Annotated in this window: 15 protein-coding genes; 5 read left to right on the top strand and 10 right to left on the bottom strand. The window is 41.9% G+C overall.

Annotated elements, in window-relative coordinates:
- Positions 1-37: 37 nt before the first annotated feature.
- A complete protein-coding gene (locus AXF23_RS04430) occupies positions 38-727 on the bottom strand; it encodes a peptidylprolyl isomerase (protein ID WP_107624440.1) in 690 nt (229 codons plus the stop codon).
- Between the two features lie 348 nt (positions 728-1075).
- Here AXF23_RS04430 and AXF23_RS04425 point away from each other — a divergent pair, with 348 nt between their 5' ends.
- Entirely contained in the window at positions 1076-1987 is a 912-nt protein-coding gene (locus AXF23_RS04425) for a DMT family transporter (protein ID WP_107624439.1), read from the top strand.
- A 248-nt stretch (positions 1988-2235) separates the two neighbouring features.
- Here AXF23_RS04425 and AXF23_RS04420 read toward each other — a convergent pair whose 3' ends face one another.
- From AXF23_RS04420 to AXF23_RS04410, 3 genes are all read right to left on the bottom strand, one after another.
- Complete coding sequence (locus AXF23_RS04420) at positions 2236-3045, bottom strand: SGNH/GDSL hydrolase family protein (RefSeq protein ID WP_107624438.1); 810 nt, start codon at positions 3043-3045, stop codon at positions 2236-2238.
- 2 nt (positions 3046-3047) lie between these two features.
- Positions 3048-4022, bottom strand: coding sequence for a bile acid:sodium symporter family protein (locus AXF23_RS04415; RefSeq protein ID WP_107625795.1), 975 nt, complete (start codon positions 4020-4022; stop codon positions 3048-3050).
- Positions 4023-4272: 250 nt separating this feature from the next.
- Entirely contained in the window at positions 4273-5115 is an 843-nt protein-coding gene (locus AXF23_RS04410; protein ID WP_107625794.1) for a hypothetical protein, read from the bottom strand.
- A gap of 284 nt (positions 5116-5399) precedes the next feature.
- Here AXF23_RS04410 and AXF23_RS04405 point away from each other — a divergent pair, with 284 nt between their 5' ends.
- Entirely contained in the window at positions 5400-5948 is a 549-nt protein-coding gene (locus AXF23_RS04405; RefSeq protein WP_009010563.1) for a glutathione peroxidase, read from the top strand.
- A 240-nt stretch (positions 5949-6188) separates the two neighbouring features.
- Here AXF23_RS04405 and AXF23_RS04400 read toward each other — a convergent pair whose 3' ends face one another.
- Positions 6189-7607: a sodium:solute symporter gene (locus AXF23_RS04400; protein WP_107624437.1), complete on the bottom strand. Its 1419-nt coding sequence runs from the start codon at positions 7605-7607 to the stop codon at positions 6189-6191.
- A gap of 119 nt (positions 7608-7726) precedes the next feature.
- Between AXF23_RS04400 and AXF23_RS04395 the strand changes: the two genes are divergently transcribed.
- Positions 7727-9088 (top strand): TrpB-like pyridoxal phosphate-dependent enzyme, encoded by a 1362-nt coding sequence (locus AXF23_RS04395; protein ID WP_107624436.1) that lies wholly within the window; start codon positions 7727-7729, stop codon positions 9086-9088.
- A 161-nt stretch (positions 9089-9249) separates the two neighbouring features.
- Here AXF23_RS04395 and coaW read toward each other — a convergent pair whose 3' ends face one another.
- Positions 9250-10080: a type II pantothenate kinase gene (coaW, locus tag AXF23_RS04390; protein ID WP_009010560.1), complete on the bottom strand. Its 831-nt coding sequence runs from the start codon at positions 10078-10080 to the stop codon at positions 9250-9252.
- A gap of 336 nt (positions 10081-10416) precedes the next feature.
- Between coaW and AXF23_RS04385 the strand changes: the two genes are divergently transcribed.
- Positions 10417-10713: an HU family DNA-binding protein gene (locus AXF23_RS04385; protein ID WP_303395897.1), complete on the top strand. Its 297-nt coding sequence runs from the start codon at positions 10417-10419 to the stop codon at positions 10711-10713.
- A gap of 318 nt (positions 10714-11031) precedes the next feature.
- Positions 11032-12603, top strand: coding sequence for an Rne/Rng family ribonuclease (locus AXF23_RS04380; RefSeq protein WP_089366882.1), 1572 nt, complete (start codon positions 11032-11034; stop codon positions 12601-12603).
- A gap of 1035 nt (positions 12604-13638) precedes the next feature.
- Here the strand turns inward: AXF23_RS04380 and AXF23_RS04375 are convergent.
- The 4 genes from AXF23_RS04375 to crcB all read right to left on the bottom strand — a co-directional run bounded on the left by AXF23_RS04375 (position 13639) and on the right by crcB (position 17311).
- Entirely contained in the window at positions 13639-14106 is a 468-nt protein-coding gene (locus AXF23_RS04375) for an alanyl-tRNA editing protein (RefSeq protein WP_107624435.1), read from the bottom strand.
- A gap of 3 nt (positions 14107-14109) precedes the next feature.
- The gene (locus AXF23_RS04370; RefSeq protein ID WP_107624434.1) at positions 14110-15804 is read right to left on the bottom strand and encodes an alpha-amylase family glycosyl hydrolase; all 1695 of its coding nucleotides are present in this window, start codon (positions 15802-15804) and stop codon (positions 14110-14112) included.
- Between the two features lie 92 nt (positions 15805-15896).
- Positions 15897-16781, bottom strand: coding sequence for an ACP S-malonyltransferase (fabD, locus tag AXF23_RS04365; RefSeq protein ID WP_107624433.1), 885 nt, complete (start codon positions 16779-16781; stop codon positions 15897-15899).
- A 146-nt stretch (positions 16782-16927) separates the two neighbouring features.
- Entirely contained in the window at positions 16928-17311 is a 384-nt protein-coding gene (gene crcB / locus AXF23_RS04360; protein WP_107624432.1) for a fluoride efflux transporter CrcB, read from the bottom strand.
- Between the last annotated feature and the right edge of the window lie 19 nt (positions 17312-17330).

The following is a 17330-nucleotide window of genomic DNA, read 5'->3' as shown; positions in this document are numbered from 1 at the left end:
TACACTATATTTACAATTAGCAATAATATAGACAACCTTATTTTAGTACGGTTGCTTTACGGATACGGACATCAGCCAATGGTCGGTCGTTGGCATCAACAGGCTGGCGTTGGATACGGTCTACGACATCCAATCCGTCTAACACCTGTCCAAAGACTGTGTACTGTCCGTCTAAATGAGGTGAGCCACCCACTTCTTTATACATCTTTCGTACCTCTGGTGTCATCTGCACCGTACTGTCTGTATGTTCGTTAAGGCGTTTCTGTGCCCAGTCGAGCTGTCCGTCAGAGAACTTTATACCCCATACAATATAGAATTGTGAGGCAGATGACTCACGTTTAGGATTGACATCATCGCCCTCACGTGCCGCTGCGACGGCCCCACGACGATGTAACAACTTAGGATAAACAATCTCTGCTGGGAGCGAGTAAGTCTCTGGTGTGTCACCTAAAGCCTGTCCTGGCTTGGCGTTCTTAGACCCTAAGTCGCCCGTCTGTATCATGAAGTCTTTCACAACACGGTGGAATAACACACCGTTGTAAGCTCCACTACGTACCAACTTCAAGAAGTTGTCGCGATGACGTGGCGTTTCATTAAAAAGTTGGATACGAATGTTTCCACTGTCGGTCTCCAACAATACTTCATGACGTAAGGTGTCTGTCATAGACTGTGCTTGAACATTTGCAACGAACAAAGCCAGCAATAAGGATAATAGTAACTTCTTCATCTTTCTTAAATAAAGCGTAATTAATTCGCAAAGATAAACATTTAAGAACAAATATCCTAATTAAGAAGGAACAAAAAAACGCCCGATTGCCCACATATATCAAGTAAACAACGTACCTTTGCACCATGAATGCCAGCCGTAGATAACTTTCCTTGTGAATTATTTAAGCGAGAAGAAGAATTTATTTTCATGACAATAAATATTTTTTCTCACGTAAATAAATATTTATTGTCATGAAAAGAATTCGAAAGAGGAGGGTTATTAGTAGTAAAGAAAAGGAAGAGAGCATCCGTAATTACGGCTGAAATTCAACGAATTAACATCATTCTAAGATTTCAAAAACAGCAAATGACACAAACAAAAAGTATATTTCAACGTCCACTATGGGTGGCCGTCTTTGCGCTCACAGCTGCGATTGCATGGGGCTGGGCTTATCCCTTGATTAAATTAGGCTACTCAGAGTTTGCCATCACGGCAGATATGACAGGATCGAAAATGCTCTTTGCAGGTATTCGTTTCTGTCTTTCTGGACTGATTATATTGGCGATTGCAAGCGTAAAGAAGCGTAATTTCAAAGTGAGAAAACCTACGGACTGGTGGTATATCCTTCTATTTTGCATGATGAATACCACCTTACATTATGCCTTCTTCTACTTCGGTCTTTCGCATAGTGAAGGCTCAAGAGCAGCCATTCTCAATTCGTTAAGTGTCTTTTCTGTCGTCATCTTCGCATGTATCTTCTTCAAGAGCGACCGCATGACAGTGAAGAAAGTCATTGGATGTATTGTTGGGTTTGCAGGTATCTTGTCGCTGAACTTAGGTGGAACAGAGAGTGGACAGTTCACTTGGATGGGTGACGGAATGATTATTCTTAACGCCCTTTGTGGTGCATCAGCATCACTACTCACACGTGGATTAGGCAAGCGTGTAGATGTCTTTGTCGGTACTGGATACAGCTTAGCGATAGGGGGTGCATTGCTGATTATCCCTGGTTTGCTTTTAGGCGGCGACCTTCCACAAAACACTCCATTAGGTATAATCTACCTACTCTTACTCATCACTATCAGTACATTAGGTTTCACACTCTACAACAAGCTGCTCACCTGCAATCCTGTTGGTAAGGTAGCTATCTACAACTCACTCATCCCTATTGTCGGCGCCATCACCTCTTGTCTGTGTCTCGGCGAAACATTCCATTTCAAATACATGATGGCGGGTGTCTTAGCAGCGGGTGGAATATACATTATCAATAAGAGTTAGTAGACTAAGCATGCGTTTAGTACAAAGAAGGTATTGCCATAGATTTTACGAATACAAGGAAATCTATGGCGTTCTTAGCCGATAAAAGCGTGATAAATCGACGAATGATATATAATATTAAATCAATGTACAGACTTCGTACTAAAGTTTCCCTTTAATTGAATGCAAGCCTCACAGACACGCAGAAGGGCGTTAGTCAAGATATGACTAACGCCCTTCTGCATTGTAAAAATAAATATCTCTTATCGCTATCGACGACCATGATAGCCCATTCCATGCTTTTCATCGTGGATAAAACGAGTTGTGAAATCAGGCTTATCCATCTCAATAGGATTAGCATTCAACCCCGGTTCACCCATCCACTCAACAATCTTATCCACCCATTGAGCAGCTCCTTGGCGTGTCGGATGAATACCGTCTGCACGAGAAGCAATGACTGAACTACTATCAAAGAAGCGACCTTCACCCGTACAATCACGTATCAAGTCGACTATCGTTCTGTCTTTTATCTTCTTCCAAGGGAGTGGTCCAATCCATACGTATGGGATATTACCCACACGACTCAGGATAGTCTGAATTGCAGTTTCACGTCTACTATAATCTTTATAACCTAAGTCATTGGTACCTAAGCTGATAATAATATATGTAGGACGCACTCTCTCAATCTGATATTGAAGGTCGGCAGCAATCGCCCAGTCGCGTGTTGTGCTACCATACCACACTATAGAATGAAACTTAAAACCATTCTTCACAGCATAATCATTAAACCGAGAACCCAGACCATCAGCCATAGAATCGCCAATAAGTAGGACAACTTGATCGCGACTCTCCGCTACCTGTGACACATGCGTTGTTGATGACGGCAAAGGCTCTACTGTCATCTCTCCTACCGAAGCAGGAGTTGACTGCGGCATAGCGGCCGCTGGCATTTCATCAGGCTCGACTGACTTAGCAGGCTCGACATCTTCAATGTTTATTCCATTCGTGTCCTGCGCTGAAACAGCAGGTGATAATAGGAAAAGAGATAATACAACTATACAACACTTTATTGTTCTCACAATTATTCATTTATGCGTTTAATGGCGTGGTCATGCCGCCATATCTCAACGCTGTTAATAATATTCTGCCACAGAATGTAGCAGCCTGGCCCCACTGTAGACAATGGATTCAGGTAAGTATAGGCTATCCAGATAGCAAAAGCAGTGTTCTTCTGCCCCAAGGCCTGGCCCGCATTAATCGTACTACGGAAGAAATGACCGATATATCTACCAATGACAAATTGCATCAAGCAAAGTATTAATGCCAACACTGCTATCAACAAGAGGAAACTAACAGCCACCTCAGCATGGACAATATTCTTTACTGTTGTGCCAGAAACGATGAGCAATGAACAGCCCCATAGATAATAACTGAGGTTGTCAACACTGATTACCCATTGATAGAACCTGCATAAAGCGTGCCAATGTTTCGTTATATAGGCCAAAAGCATCGGTACAACCAACACTAAACACACCTTATAGAGAATCATCACAAAGGCACTCCAGAAAGTTAATCCTGCCCCTGCATCAAGCAAGGGGAAGCAGACTGGTATCAACAAAGCACAGAGGAAATTGGAAAGAAAGGTGTAAGTCGTCATTTCCTCAAGATCTCCTCCTAACTTCTGTGTGACCACCGCTGCCGCAGAGGCACAAGGACAAATGATACAAGTAAGGAGGGCTTCAAGCAGTATGAGCGTCTCACCCGTAACATGAAAAGTCAGAATAACGCCAATGACAACCGCCACCATCAACACTTGGGAAAGTGCTATCCAAAGATGCCAACCAACAGGAATTAGCTTGCGGAAGTCTACTTTGCAGAAGGTAACGTACAAGACGAGGAACATAAACAATGGAAGAGCTGCGTCAAGGATAGGAGCAAAAACAGTTGCTGCGCTTTCCAAGGCAGGAATAAAGGCAAAAACAAGGTATAGAAAGCTACCTGTAACTATTGACACTGGTAGTGTCCAGTCCTTTATAAATTGAATAAGTCTCCTCATCTTTATCATCACGTCAAACCGACTCTATCGTCCTTTTCAGACAAAGAGTGGGTTGCAAAGTTACGAAAAAAGTCTGAAAATCAGCAATCTAATTGCAGAATCGTAAATATGATTAAGACAAATTCAACCTTTACTATTATGAATTACGACCTTTAAACGACTAATATAAAGACAAAAATCCCACCAACTTCGCAGTTGGTGGGATGCTATTCAAATATATATGAAGCAATAGAAAAGCGATTAGCTTTTATTATCTTTCACGTAGACCATTTACTGCTCCAGCGCTCTTCTCCGCATAGTCGTTCTCCTTAGCAGAACCGAAGGACGCCTTACTTGAAGCTCTTGTCAACGCATTCGCAGCCTTTGCGTTTGCTGGTCTCTGCCGTGCAAGGTCGAAGCGCATGACATCTGTTGTGTTTGTACTACGTGCTACACCATAGAAGGTGTCATACCCCTTTGTTTCATCATATCCTAAGTGGAAACCATCATTAGTAGCATTAATGTCAAGAATGAAGATAGTTCCCGTCTTTGAATACTTTATTTCGATATTTCCATTAACCAACACTTTCCAAGAGAATGATAATGTCTTTGTTTTACCCTGTGCATCAGTATCGACCTCAACACCATTACCTTGAAGCGAATTAGCAGAAGAATTATATTGGAAGAACTTCATGTTAGCTTTGAAGCTATCACTCTTACGCTGCTGCGTTGCGTCTTCCGTATACTCAACAGTCATATTACCATCCCACTCGCCAGTTAACGTCTGTGCCTCAGAAATCAGCCCATTAACTTGTTTATTCTCCTGTTGACGATAGTTATTGTTCCAATTATAGTTATTGTTACTACCCACAGCATCCATGAAGGCATAGAACTCTGAGGTCGTTGCCTCTGGATAATAATAATAGAACCAGTTGTAAGCTGTATAATAACTTGAGCCACTTGGGTATTCACGCAGATAGTTTCGTACTGCATCACTTACCAAATCATTATAATAATAGTTATCATCTCCCCATGGATCATTATCACAGCTTGCTAATGTCAAAGGCCCCGCAACTATTGCAAGTGCCAAGAATAACTTTGAAATCCGTCTCATACTCATATCTTATTAAATCCTTATTCTTTCTTTGTTTACTGGTGCAAAAATAGTGAATTTATAAGATACTCTTTGCGTAAATATACTATTTGAAGATAGGGAAATCCCTATTATAAAAGATAAATCCTCCTTTTATCAATACGAATGAAGAAACTCTAATAATCTAATACAAATTTAATTGAATACTAAAAAACTACTAAACAATGAAGGAAGAAACAAATAATTTTAGTACATTTGCATCTTACTAATAAGTAAATTATATAAAGAGAAGATAAGAAACAGAAATGAGAACAGTTTATGAATTCTCTGTCAAAGACAGAAAAGGTAAGGCTTTTTCACTGAAAGAGTTTTCTAATGAAGTGCTATTGATTGTAAACACAGCTACGAAATGTGGTTTCACACCAACTTACGAGCAGTTGGAGGCACTCTACGAGAAGTACCATGCACAAGGATTTGAAGTACTTGATTTCCCTTGCAACCAGTTTGGACAGCAGGCACCAGGTACGGACGAAAGTATCCATGAGTTCTGCAAACTTACATACGGCACAAAATTTCCACGCTTCAAGAAGGTTAAGGTGAATGGTGAAGATGCTGACCCGCTCTTCAAGTTCCTAAAGGAACAGAAGGGTTTTGCAGGTTGGGACGAATCACACGAACTCTACCCTGTCCTTGACAAGATGCTTTCTGAGGCTGATCCTAACTATAAGGAAAACCCAGACATTAAGTGGAATTTCACAAAGTTCCTTATTAATAAGAAGGGACAAGTTGTTGCTCGCTTTGAACCAACAGAGAGTTTTGAGAATATCGCAAAGCAGATTGAGGAATTACTATAGGATAGTGACTTGCCAATAGGTTCCTCTCTAAAAAGCATAAGGACTATTGGCAAGATAACATACAAACATAAGATAAAAGGCAGAGAGACTAATACTCTTTGCCTTTTATCTTTTTATTACGGTCAAAGACAGTACCTTTATAATCTATATAACATGATTCATACTGACGAACTTATAGGAAACTTGTTTGTTCGTCAACATAGTCTACAAAAGAGTTTACTGTCGTTTCTGTCCATTAGCTCACTTTCTTGCAGGGAAGAAATAGCATGCGGAAAATGTTATTAAACCATTCAACATCAACAACTCATAGCCAAACTTGTAGCCAGTAGTGGCCGAAACAATTGTATCTAAAGCAAAACAAAGAAGTGGACTGGCTACAGCTATGTAAGGTGTCAACCTATCATTCACTGCTCGTTTTGTACATAAGCCAAACGCAAAGAGACCTAAGAGTGGACCGTAGGTATAAGAGGCTATCGTGTAAATAGCATCTATAAGACTCGTCGAGTTGACATAACGGAAGATAAGGATAAATAGAATAAACACTACGGACACCCCGAAATGTGCTTGTTTACGCAGTTTCTCATCCTTTGGACGATTACAAATGTCTACACAATAGGTTGTTGTCAATGCCGTTAGGGCTGAATCAGCACTGGAGAAGCAGGCTGCAACAATACCAATCGTAAAGAGTATGACAACCAATGTACCTAATTGTCCACCAGCAACTGCCTGCAACATCAGATTGTCTGGTACATCTGGTAGAGTCTGGCCAATGCTCTTGAAATACATCATCAACAACACACCTAATGACAGAAAGAGTAAGTTGGCTGGTACAAAAGCAAATCCGTATGTACACATATCCTTCTGTGCTTCATGCAAAGTCTTACATGTAAGATTCTTCTGCATCATGTCTTGGTCCAGTCCTGTCATAACTATAACAATGAAGATACCGCTTAGGAACTGTTTCCAAAAGTTCTGTGTCGAAACCCAGTCATCAAATACAAAAATACGAGAGTGGCTGTCGCTGGCTATTGCCTGAACTGCCTCAGGAAGCGTCATTCCCAACGTCTCGACCACCTTATATATAATAAGGATAAGCGCAAGGAGCATACAAAGAGTCTGAAAGGTATCTGTCAAGACAAGAGTACGAATACCTCCCCTACGCGTATAGAGCCAAATCAATGCTACGAGTGCCACAACAGTGACGGGGAAAGGAATACCGTATGCATCAAGAACGAAACGTTGAAGTATCATACAAACAACATAGAACCGCACAGCAGCACCTGTCATCTTTGACAATAGGAAAAAAGATGCACCCGTCTTATAGCTATGTTTGCCTAAACGTGTTTGTAGATAAGAGTAGATAGTGGTCAGCTTTAATCGATAATAAACAGGAAGTAACAGAAATGCAACGGCAAAATAACCAAGGACAAAACCTAAACAAGTTTGCATATAGGTCATATCGCTCAACATTACCATTCCTGGGACACTAACGAAGGTGACCCCCGAAATACTCGCACCAATCATCCCAAAGGCCACAAGATACCAAGGTGACTGCCCGTTTGCACGGAAGAAAGCATCGTTATCAGCCTTATGTCCCGTTGTTCTACTTATTAACAATAAAATGCAAAAGTATGCAAGAATAGTAGTGATAATTATCATAATGGCAGCAAAATTACTAAAAATATCATCATTTCATGCATTAAGAAAATCATATTTTGTAACTTTGTTGTACATAACCTTTCATATTACAGTTATCTATCATTTAATTTCAATAGCGTATGACACGACAGAAAAGATTTATACTTGACGAGAAAGAAATCCCGACACAGTGGTATAATATACAGGCAGACATGCCTAACAAGCCCCTACCTCCGCTTCATCCTGTAACACATAAGCCTATGACAGCAGAGGACTTATCCGAGATATTCAATATGGAATGTGCTAAACAAGAGCTTGATTGTGAGCATCCTTGGATAGACATCCCCGAGGAAGTCTTGGATATGTATAAGTATTATCGCTCCACACCTCTCGTCCGTGCATACGCATTGGAGAAGGCTTTGGGCACACCAGCACATATCTATTTCAAGAATGAAAGTGTAAATCCACTTGGCTCACATAAGGTTAATTCTGCCATCCCACAGTGTTACTATTGTAAGAAAGAAGGTGTTACAAATGTGACAACAGAGACTGGTGCGGGACAATGGGGTGCTGCCTTATCATACGCAGCAAAGGTTTATGGACTTGAAGCAGCAGTCTATCAAGTAAAGATCTCTATGCAACAGAAACCCTATCGCTCACTGATTATGAAGACATTTGGGGCTATGGTTGAGGGTTCACCCTCTATGTCTACACGTGCAGGAAAGGATATTGTCACACGTGATCCGACTCATCCAGGCTCTTTAGGGACAGCTATCTCTGAGGCGATCGAGCTGGCGAGGACAACACCTAACTGTAAGTACACTTTAGGTTCAGTGCTCAATCACGTTGCATTGCACCAAACTATTATCGGCTTAGAGGCTGAGAAGCAAATGGAGATGGCTGGGGAATATCCCGACAAAGTCATTGCCTGCTTTGGTGGTGGTAGCAACTTCGGTGGTATTGCATTCCCTTTCATGCGCCATAATATCCTTGAAGGAAAGCAAACAGAGTTTATTGCAGCTGAGCCAAACAGCTGTCCAAAACTGACACGAGGTAAGTTTGAATATGATTTCGGTGATGAAGCAGGTTACACACCATTATTACCAATGTACACACTGGGACATGATTTCAAGCCAGCCAACATCCATGCAGGTGGTTTACGCTATCATGGTGCAGGCGTCATCGTGAGCCAATTGCTCAAAGATGGATATATGCACGGAATGGATATACCACAATTAGAAAGCTTTGAAGCAGGTATTCTCTTCTCACGAACAGAAGGAATTATCCCCGCACCGGAGAGCTGTCACGCCATTGCGGCAGCCATTCGCGAAGCGAAGAAGGCAAAGGAAACAGGCAAGCAAGATGTTATCCTCTTCTGTCTCTCAGGGCATGGTCTCATTGATATGACGGCATACGACACCTATATCAATGGTGACTTGAGAAACTATACACTCTCAGACGAAGACATAGAAAAGAACCTTGGAACGGTTCCAAAGGTATAATAATAGGTTTATAAATGCCTTTTTTTGAGGACTATCAGTTCTCAAAGAAAGAATAAAAGATATCTACTTTAACTTACTATATAACAGTCTGGTATCAAGAAAGATTACAGGTGCTTCGTAGACAATACTACAAAGTGCCTGTAATCAGTTATCAGTAGATATTAAATCTTCTTTAGCTTGTCTGCTTGAAGTGCCGCACCAATCGCAGTACAATACTCTGAATTCTTCGGAATGATAAAGCGTACGTCGTATATCTTCTCCATTACAGGGAAAAGAAGTTCGCATTGTGGCAACAAACTAAGATTACCAATGAGTACAAAGTCACGTATATCACTATTCAAAGAACTCAATATTGTTGCCGAACCAATAGACTGTAACACCAGACCTATCAATCCTAAAGCTATATCTTCACGACTGGCATTAGCCTGTGCGTTGGCAAAGAGTGATGCAGTTGCATCCATTGGTAAACCAGGAAGAGGACTGGTAGATATGTCCTTAATCTGCAGATTGATACGAGAGATATCCCCCTTATTTGCCAAAGCGATAATTTCATTGATATTGTCAGTCTGTAGAAGAAGTCGTGAAAGGCCGCTCAATGTTCCTCCACCAATACCAATACCACCAATATGACGCACCTCACTGCCATCACAAAGTACAAGAGAAGTACCCGTACCCATTGAGACAACGATCATACGTTGCAGCTTTGATTCAAACTGAGCACCTAAGCCATCGGCCAAGAACTCATCAGCCTTAGCTGTTGGCAGACCATAGACAGGTTTATCAATATAGTGAGCACCAACACCCGTAAGCATAACATGCTCAACATCAGACAAATCTATTCTATTGTCATAAAGATACTTTCCAAATGCTCCATACAAGGATGTCACTGGGTCAGTAGCCTTAATACGCAAAGGTTTAATTACCTTTCCCTCTCTGATACCAACAATCTTTGTTGTTGAAATACCCACATCTATACCGATGGAAATCTTCATACACCTTATATAATTATACAGAAGTCTTATAAAAACAACTTTTTTAAGAATAATGATTGGGACATGATCGAAAAGAACTAAAGCCCACTTATCCCCTTATAAAGACTTGTCACCAAATAAGCCTCCAAACTATTAACCCCCTTACAACACCATTAAATCCAATGCTTCAGGTCAGTCTGAAATACAACTTATACTGTCGCAAAGGTACGAAAAACATTAGAGTTTCAGCTAAATACCGAGATATTTTACAAAAAAGACACAAAAATATTTCTCTATTAAGCTGAAAATGAGTATCTTTGCACTCCGTTATAATGAGAAAATAAGAAATAAAACATCATTAAAGAACAAAACGAAATGACGAAAGCAGATATCATCAATGAGATAGCAACGTCTACTGGCATTGCCAAGAAAGACGTATCAGCTGTGGTTGAGTCTTTTATGGAGACCATTAAAGACAGTTTGTTGGAGAAGAAAGAAAATGTATATTTACGTGGTTTCGGTAGCTTTATCGTTAAGCACCGTGCTGAAAAGACTGCTCGTAACATCTCAAAGAACACGACTATCACTATCCCAGCTCACGATTTCCCAAGCTTCAAGCCAGCAAAGACCTTCATCGAAGATATGAAGAAATAAATCAAACATACATATAAATAACAATTAAAAACAATTAAAGCTATGCCAAACGGAAAGAAGAAAAAGGGACACAAGATGGCTACGCACAAGCGTAAAAAGAGACTAAGAAAGAACAGACATAAGAGCAAGTAAGCCCCAAGGCTGAAAGACTCTATAACTGACTTTCATTAATATGGCGGGGCATGTCATCGCAAGAAACTTCTCTTCCCTGGAGGTGCGACGACAGGTTCCGCATTTTTATTTATCCTTATAAGTATCTTTTAGCGTCATTGTAGATAAGATAAGACGGCTAAATGATAGTTATATCAAACGAAGAAGATGACAAGCGAAGTAATTATTGATGCCCAATCGAAAGAGATCTCGATAGCACTTCTCGAAGACAAGCGTCTGGTAGAATACCAGCGTGAGCCAAGGGAGGCGAGCTTCTCGGTTGGAAACATCTACGTGGCAAAGGTTAAAAAACTGATGCCTGGGCTGAACGCCTGCTTTGTAGATGTAGGTTATGAGCGTGACGCCTTTCTTCATTATCTTGACTTAGGGAGCCAATTCAACTCCTATGCGAAGTATCTGAAACAGGTTCAGAGCGACCGCAAACGACTTTATCCCATTCAGAAAGCCACTCGTCTACCCGACTTGCAGAAGGACGGCACCGTTCAAAACACATTGCAAGTAGGCCAAGAGGTGATGGTGCAGATTGTTAAAGAACCCATTTCCACCAAAGGACCACGCTTAACAGGTGAAATATCATTCGCTGGTAGGTTCTTGGTGCTCATACCATTCGGGCATAAAGTTAGCGTATCCTCTAAAATCAAAAGCGGAGAAGAACGCGCACGTCTCAAGCAGCTTATTCAGAGTATTACGCCAAAGAATTTCGGTGTAATAGTCCGTACTGTGGCTGAAGGGAAACGTGTTGCAGAACTTGATGCCGAGATGAAGGTCCTACTGAGCCGTTGGAATGAAGCTATCACGAAACTGCAGAAGACGCAGGAGCGTCCTCAGCTTGTTTTTGAGGAGACTGGTCGTGCTGTTGCAATGCTACGTGATCTCTTCAACCCAACCTACGAAAACATCTATGTCAACGATGACGAGATATGTACAGCCGTTCGACACTATGTCTCTCTAATAGCCCCTGAGAAGGCGGGCATCGTGAAGAAGTACACTGGTAAGGTACCTATTTTCGACAACTTTGACGTTACGAAGCAGATAAAGTCCAGCTTTGGTAAGACCATCAATTATGGTCATGGTTGTTACCTCATCATCGAACACACTGAGGCAATGCACGTTGTGGATGTGAATAGTGGGAACAGAACAAAGGAGAAAGCACAAGAACAGAATGCTCTCGACACTAACCTTGGTGCTGCTGATGAGTTAGCTCGTCAGCTCCGACTGCGTGATATGGGTGGAATTATTGTCGTTGACTTCATCGACATGAACCTTGCTGAGGACCGCCAGATGCTGTACGAGCGTATGTGTAAGAACATGCAGAAGGACCGTGCACGTCACAATATCCTTCCTCTGAGCAAGTTCGGACTAATGCAAATCACTCGACAGCGCGTTCGTCCAGTAATGGATGTCGATGTAGACGAGACTTGTCCAACATGTTTCGGCAGTGGGAAGATACGTTCAAGTATTCTCTTTACCGACCAGTTGGAACGTAAGATTGACCGATTGGTTAATAAGGTTGGAGTTAAGAAATTCTATTTACACGTTCATCCATACGTTGCAGCTTACATTAACAAAGGTTTTATTTCATTGAAACGTAAGTGGCAACTGAAGTATGGACTGGGTGTTAACATCGTTCCTTCACAGAAACTTGCCTTTTTGCAGTATGAGTTCTATGATGCAAATCAGCAATTTATTGATATGAAGGAACAGAACGATAAATCCTGAACTAACTACTAAGTCGTTAGATAAAGAAAGGTTTTCAACATTAGACATCCGTCACCTATTATATATAAGGTGGCGGATTTCTTTTATCCTCACGCTGTTCTTTTCGCTCAATAGCCCTCGATGACTATACGCCCATCAGCTGTTCATAATCTAATCCTGCCGCTCTGTCTTTGTTCATTACCCCACCCTTTCATCGTTAAATACGCCCATCTATCTTTGTGCAGTACGTTACTGCCCATTCAATACCTTCTTTTATTTTCGCTCCCGCAGTCTTCATACGGTTCGAGTAATTTTTAGTATTTGAACTATAAAGAACTTTGTAGAACCATGAAAAACCACGACAAAATTCACATAAAAGTCTGAGTACGAAAGCGAGGAGTACCTATAACATTCAAGCTTGTAATCCACACTGAACCAAACGTTTATAAAGAGCAAAGTAAAAGACGCCTTTCAAGGTCAAAGAAGGGCGTTAACAACACTCAAGAAGGGCGTGTTCTTGAATGTAATTAGGCGTCTTCTTAACCCTTAAAGGGCAAGTATTGGTTTCAAGGAGTACAAAAAATATTTACATCAAAGCCTCATCGCTTCATATTACCCAACCTTTCATCTACTTTTCCTCCAATCATTCTTTTGTCGTCCCATTGCCTACCACCTCTATGTGTTTAGACTCGTTACTTGCCATGCGGATGGTACATACCAAAGAAGATTAGTCCTGCCATAATCCACTTTACACGCAAATCACTTTTTATTTCAGTATTTTGTCTGGGTAAATCCATCCCCTTGCCGAATAAAACAGCACTTGCCCTTGTTTGCATCAGCCCCTTTTCTCCATCAAACTTTAGGTTTCTCTATGCCAACAGAAGACTCCCCGCAAGCCATTCTTCATTGTATCCTGTGAATGAGAAAGGCCCTCATAAAAGTCTTTCGAACAGTTGTAAACACTTTTATCCCACCTATCAGAAGATGAAAGAAAAAGCCCTCACCTATCTGAAAGCAGACAAGTAAGGGCATAGTTTATGTGGGATGATAAATGTTTTAAGCAGGAATTACCTTAAAGCGGACGCGGAAAGCGTGCTTCTCCTCATCCCAGTTTGTACCTAACATCTCAAAGCGTCCAATCTGTGCAGTAGAGCGAACGTGTTTACCAATACATAGACAAACATCGAAATCACCTATCCTTACCAACCGTAACATCTCTGAAGCATCCTCTGGTAGTTTGTCAACACTAACACCATTAGGGATGTTATTGCGGTCTACCATCTCGTATGTCACTGGTAAGTCTTCGGTTATCAGTCGGTTCATCTCAGCCTCTATCGCCTTCTCTTCCTTACGGTCAGGCTTATGATCAAGGATGAACGTCATCTTACTCTTCTTCCGTTCGATGTGCGCATTACTGCTCCGTCCTGTCCCAAACATCCTAATCATCACTTGATTTAACAGATGTTCGGCTGTATGAGCAGGTGGAAACTCTTCTTTGTTATGCGTATTGAAAGTATAGTCCATAGCCTACTTCTTTAGCACAAATTTATATATTCGACCGTAATTCCCCTCAACATCCACAGCTACCTGCCCATTGCGCCGTAACGCAACCTGCTTTGTATAACCCGACAGCAAGTCGGTCATCTCAACAGTCTGTTCTGGTAGTCCGAGGAAGTCGAAGGCATGAGAAGGAATAGTAACATTGATGTTCACTCGAGCTGAGTCGAAGTTAGCAACGACTAATAGCACGTCATTATCAGCCTTACGCATGAAAACATACTGTTTATTAGGGTTGAAATGATGGCTCTGATTGTTGACATACATCAAATCAAAGGTCAATCCCTCTCGAACAGCTTTCTCACGATTACAGAAACGAAGGATTCCTTGATAGACAAGGGAAAGTTTCTTCTCGTCAGTAGTCAATGCCTTGCGATTGAAGAAACCTTTATAGATAGCCTCTGTTGACCAATAATCAAAGATAGTTGAGCGGCCGTCGCACCCAGAAAAGCCTTCCTTATCCATGCCTTTCTCGCCGAACTCCTGTCCAGCATAGACCATAACAGGGTTCTGTTGGAGGAGAGCTGAAACAATCATACCAGGGATTGCCTTCCAAGGATTAGCCGCAAAGAAATCAGAAGCAATACGTTGTTCATCATGGTTCTCAAGGAAATAGAGCATGTGATCACGTATGTCATCAACCTTTTGCCACTCTTGTGTAATGGAAGAAGCAGGGCGCTCGTCGCATATCACACCACGAACACAATCGTACATACCCACTTTATCATACAAGTAGTCGAAACCTGACGCCACATACAAACGATATTGATTAGGGTCATAGACCTCACCAATGAATATCATCGCTGGGTAGTGCTCCTTAACCTGTTGTGTTGCATGTGCCCAGAACTCGTGTGGAACCATCTCCGCCATGTCACATCGGAAACCATCAACACCCTTTGCAGCCCAGAAAAGGAGGATATCTGTCATCTTCTTCCATGTTGATGGGATTGGATGATAGTGATAACTCCTACCGCCAGCATCACAATAGTCTACGCCATAGTTCAGTTTTATGGTCTCATACCAGTCGTTCTGTTGAGGATGAGAGTCAAAGCGGTCATTACCAGTACACTTTGCTGGGTACTCATGATAAGCCTCAGCGTCATGAGCATAGACATTCTCAACGACACCGGAGAGGTCGAGCTGCTCGCCCGGACAGTAATAGAAATTATTCTGAGGATCGAAGTGCTTCCCCGTATCATCACCTTCTCCAAGGTCCTCAACACCCTTTGGTTTAGTGATACTCTTATATTGTCGGGCAACATGATTGGGCACAAAGTCAATGATAACCTTCATCCCTTCTGCATGTGTACGAGCTATAAGTGCCTCAAACTCAGCCATACGCGCATCTACATCGACCGCAATATCTGGGTCGATATCGTAATAGTCGGTAATAGCATACGGCGATCCGGCACGCCCCTTGACGACACGAGGGTTCTGCGTAGGTATGCCGAAGGCTGAATAGTCAGTACATGTAGCATGACGAATGACCCCTGTATACCACAGATGAGTGACTCCGAGGTCGTGAATGTGGCGTAACACATCTTTATCAAAGTCATTCATTTTACCCGCACCGTTCTCTGTTAAGCTACCATACTCCCTCTTTGTAAGATTCTTATTACCAAAGGTTCGTGTGAAGACTTGGTAGATGACTAATTTAGTTCTCATAAACCTAAAAGATAAAGAAAAGCCCTCCAACGTCCCTTTCTCTATAAGGAAAGGGACGGAAGGGGGGCTATTACTTATTATATAAGGTGGGATTAAATACCGTGTGCATTAACGGTCTTGTCGATACGACCGAGCATACCCTGCAAAGCAGAGCCTGGTCCGCACTCAACAAACTCTGTAGCACCATCGGCAATCATGTTCTGTGCACTCTTTGTCCAGCGTACGCTTGAGGTAAGCTGAGCAATGAGGTTCTTCTGAATCTCAGCTGGGTCAGTGTGTGGCAATGCGTCTACATTCTGATAAACAGGGCACTTTGGAGCGTTGAATGTAGTAGCCTCAATAGCTGCCTGCAACTCGTCTTTAGCAGGCTGCATCAATGGAGAGTGGAAAGCACCACCTACCTTCAATGGCAATGCACGCTTAGCACCAGCAGCCTTCATCAGTTCGCAAGCCTCCTGGATACCCTCTGTTGAACCAGAGATAACCAACTGACCAGGGCAATTGAAGTTTGCTGCAACACAAACCTTACCGTCCTTTGATACCTGCTCGCATATCTCCTCTACCTTTTCATCAGGTAGACCAATGATAGCAGCCATAGTTCCCGGATTTAACTCACAAGCCTTCTGCATAGCATTAGCACGTGCGGCAACGAGTTTCAGACCGTCTTCAAAACTTAACGCACCAGCTGCAACGAGTGCTGAGAACTCTCCCAAAGAGTGACCAGCAACCATATCTGGCTTGAACTCATCGCCTAAGCAGAGTGCAGAAATAACACTGTGGAGGAATACAGCAGGCTGAGTAACCTTCGTCTCCTTCAACTGCTCGTCAGTACCAACAAACATTATCTCGGTTATCTTGAAGCCAAGAATCTCGTCAGCCTTATCGAAAAGTTCCTTTGCTAATGGGTTGTTCTCATAAAGATCCTTACCCATACCAACAAACTGAGACCCCTGTCCAGGGAATACAAATGCTTTCATATACTATTGAATTGTTTAATTATTAATGTTCTACAGGGTGCAAAGATACAGAAAATAAAGGAGATAGGAAAGAAACTAAGGGAAAAACACAACGTGTCGACCATTACCTTTACGCCGAAATAGACTGAACTGTCAATATATTTACCTCATTGAAAAGACATAACAAGGTGACGACCGGCTAATAAAGCAATGAAACCGAATGCAAGAGAAGCTATGATATATAGCGACGAAAGCATAAATCCGTCCCCTCCTTTTAGTAATGTAGCATTCTCATTCATAAAGGTTGAGAATGTTGTAAAGCCACCGCAGAAGCCAGTAGTCAGTAAGAGACGAACGGCAGGACTAACTCCTCCATTACTATTAGGCAACGAAGAGAATATACCTATTAGGAAACAGCCAAGAACATTGACTACCATTGTACCCAAAGGGAATGACCCTGCAATCGCCAACTGTACATACTTTGAGATTAGCATACGTAGACTGCCACCTACGAAACTGCCAACTCCAACTAAAAGAACATCCTTTATCATGACTGTATATGATTAATTC

It is taken from the genome of Prevotella sp. oral taxon 313 (assembly GCF_003043935.1).
Classification (GTDB): domain Bacteria; phylum Bacteroidota; class Bacteroidia; order Bacteroidales; family Bacteroidaceae; genus Prevotella; species Prevotella jejuni.
This window is presented reverse-complemented; position numbering and strand designations above follow the sequence as displayed.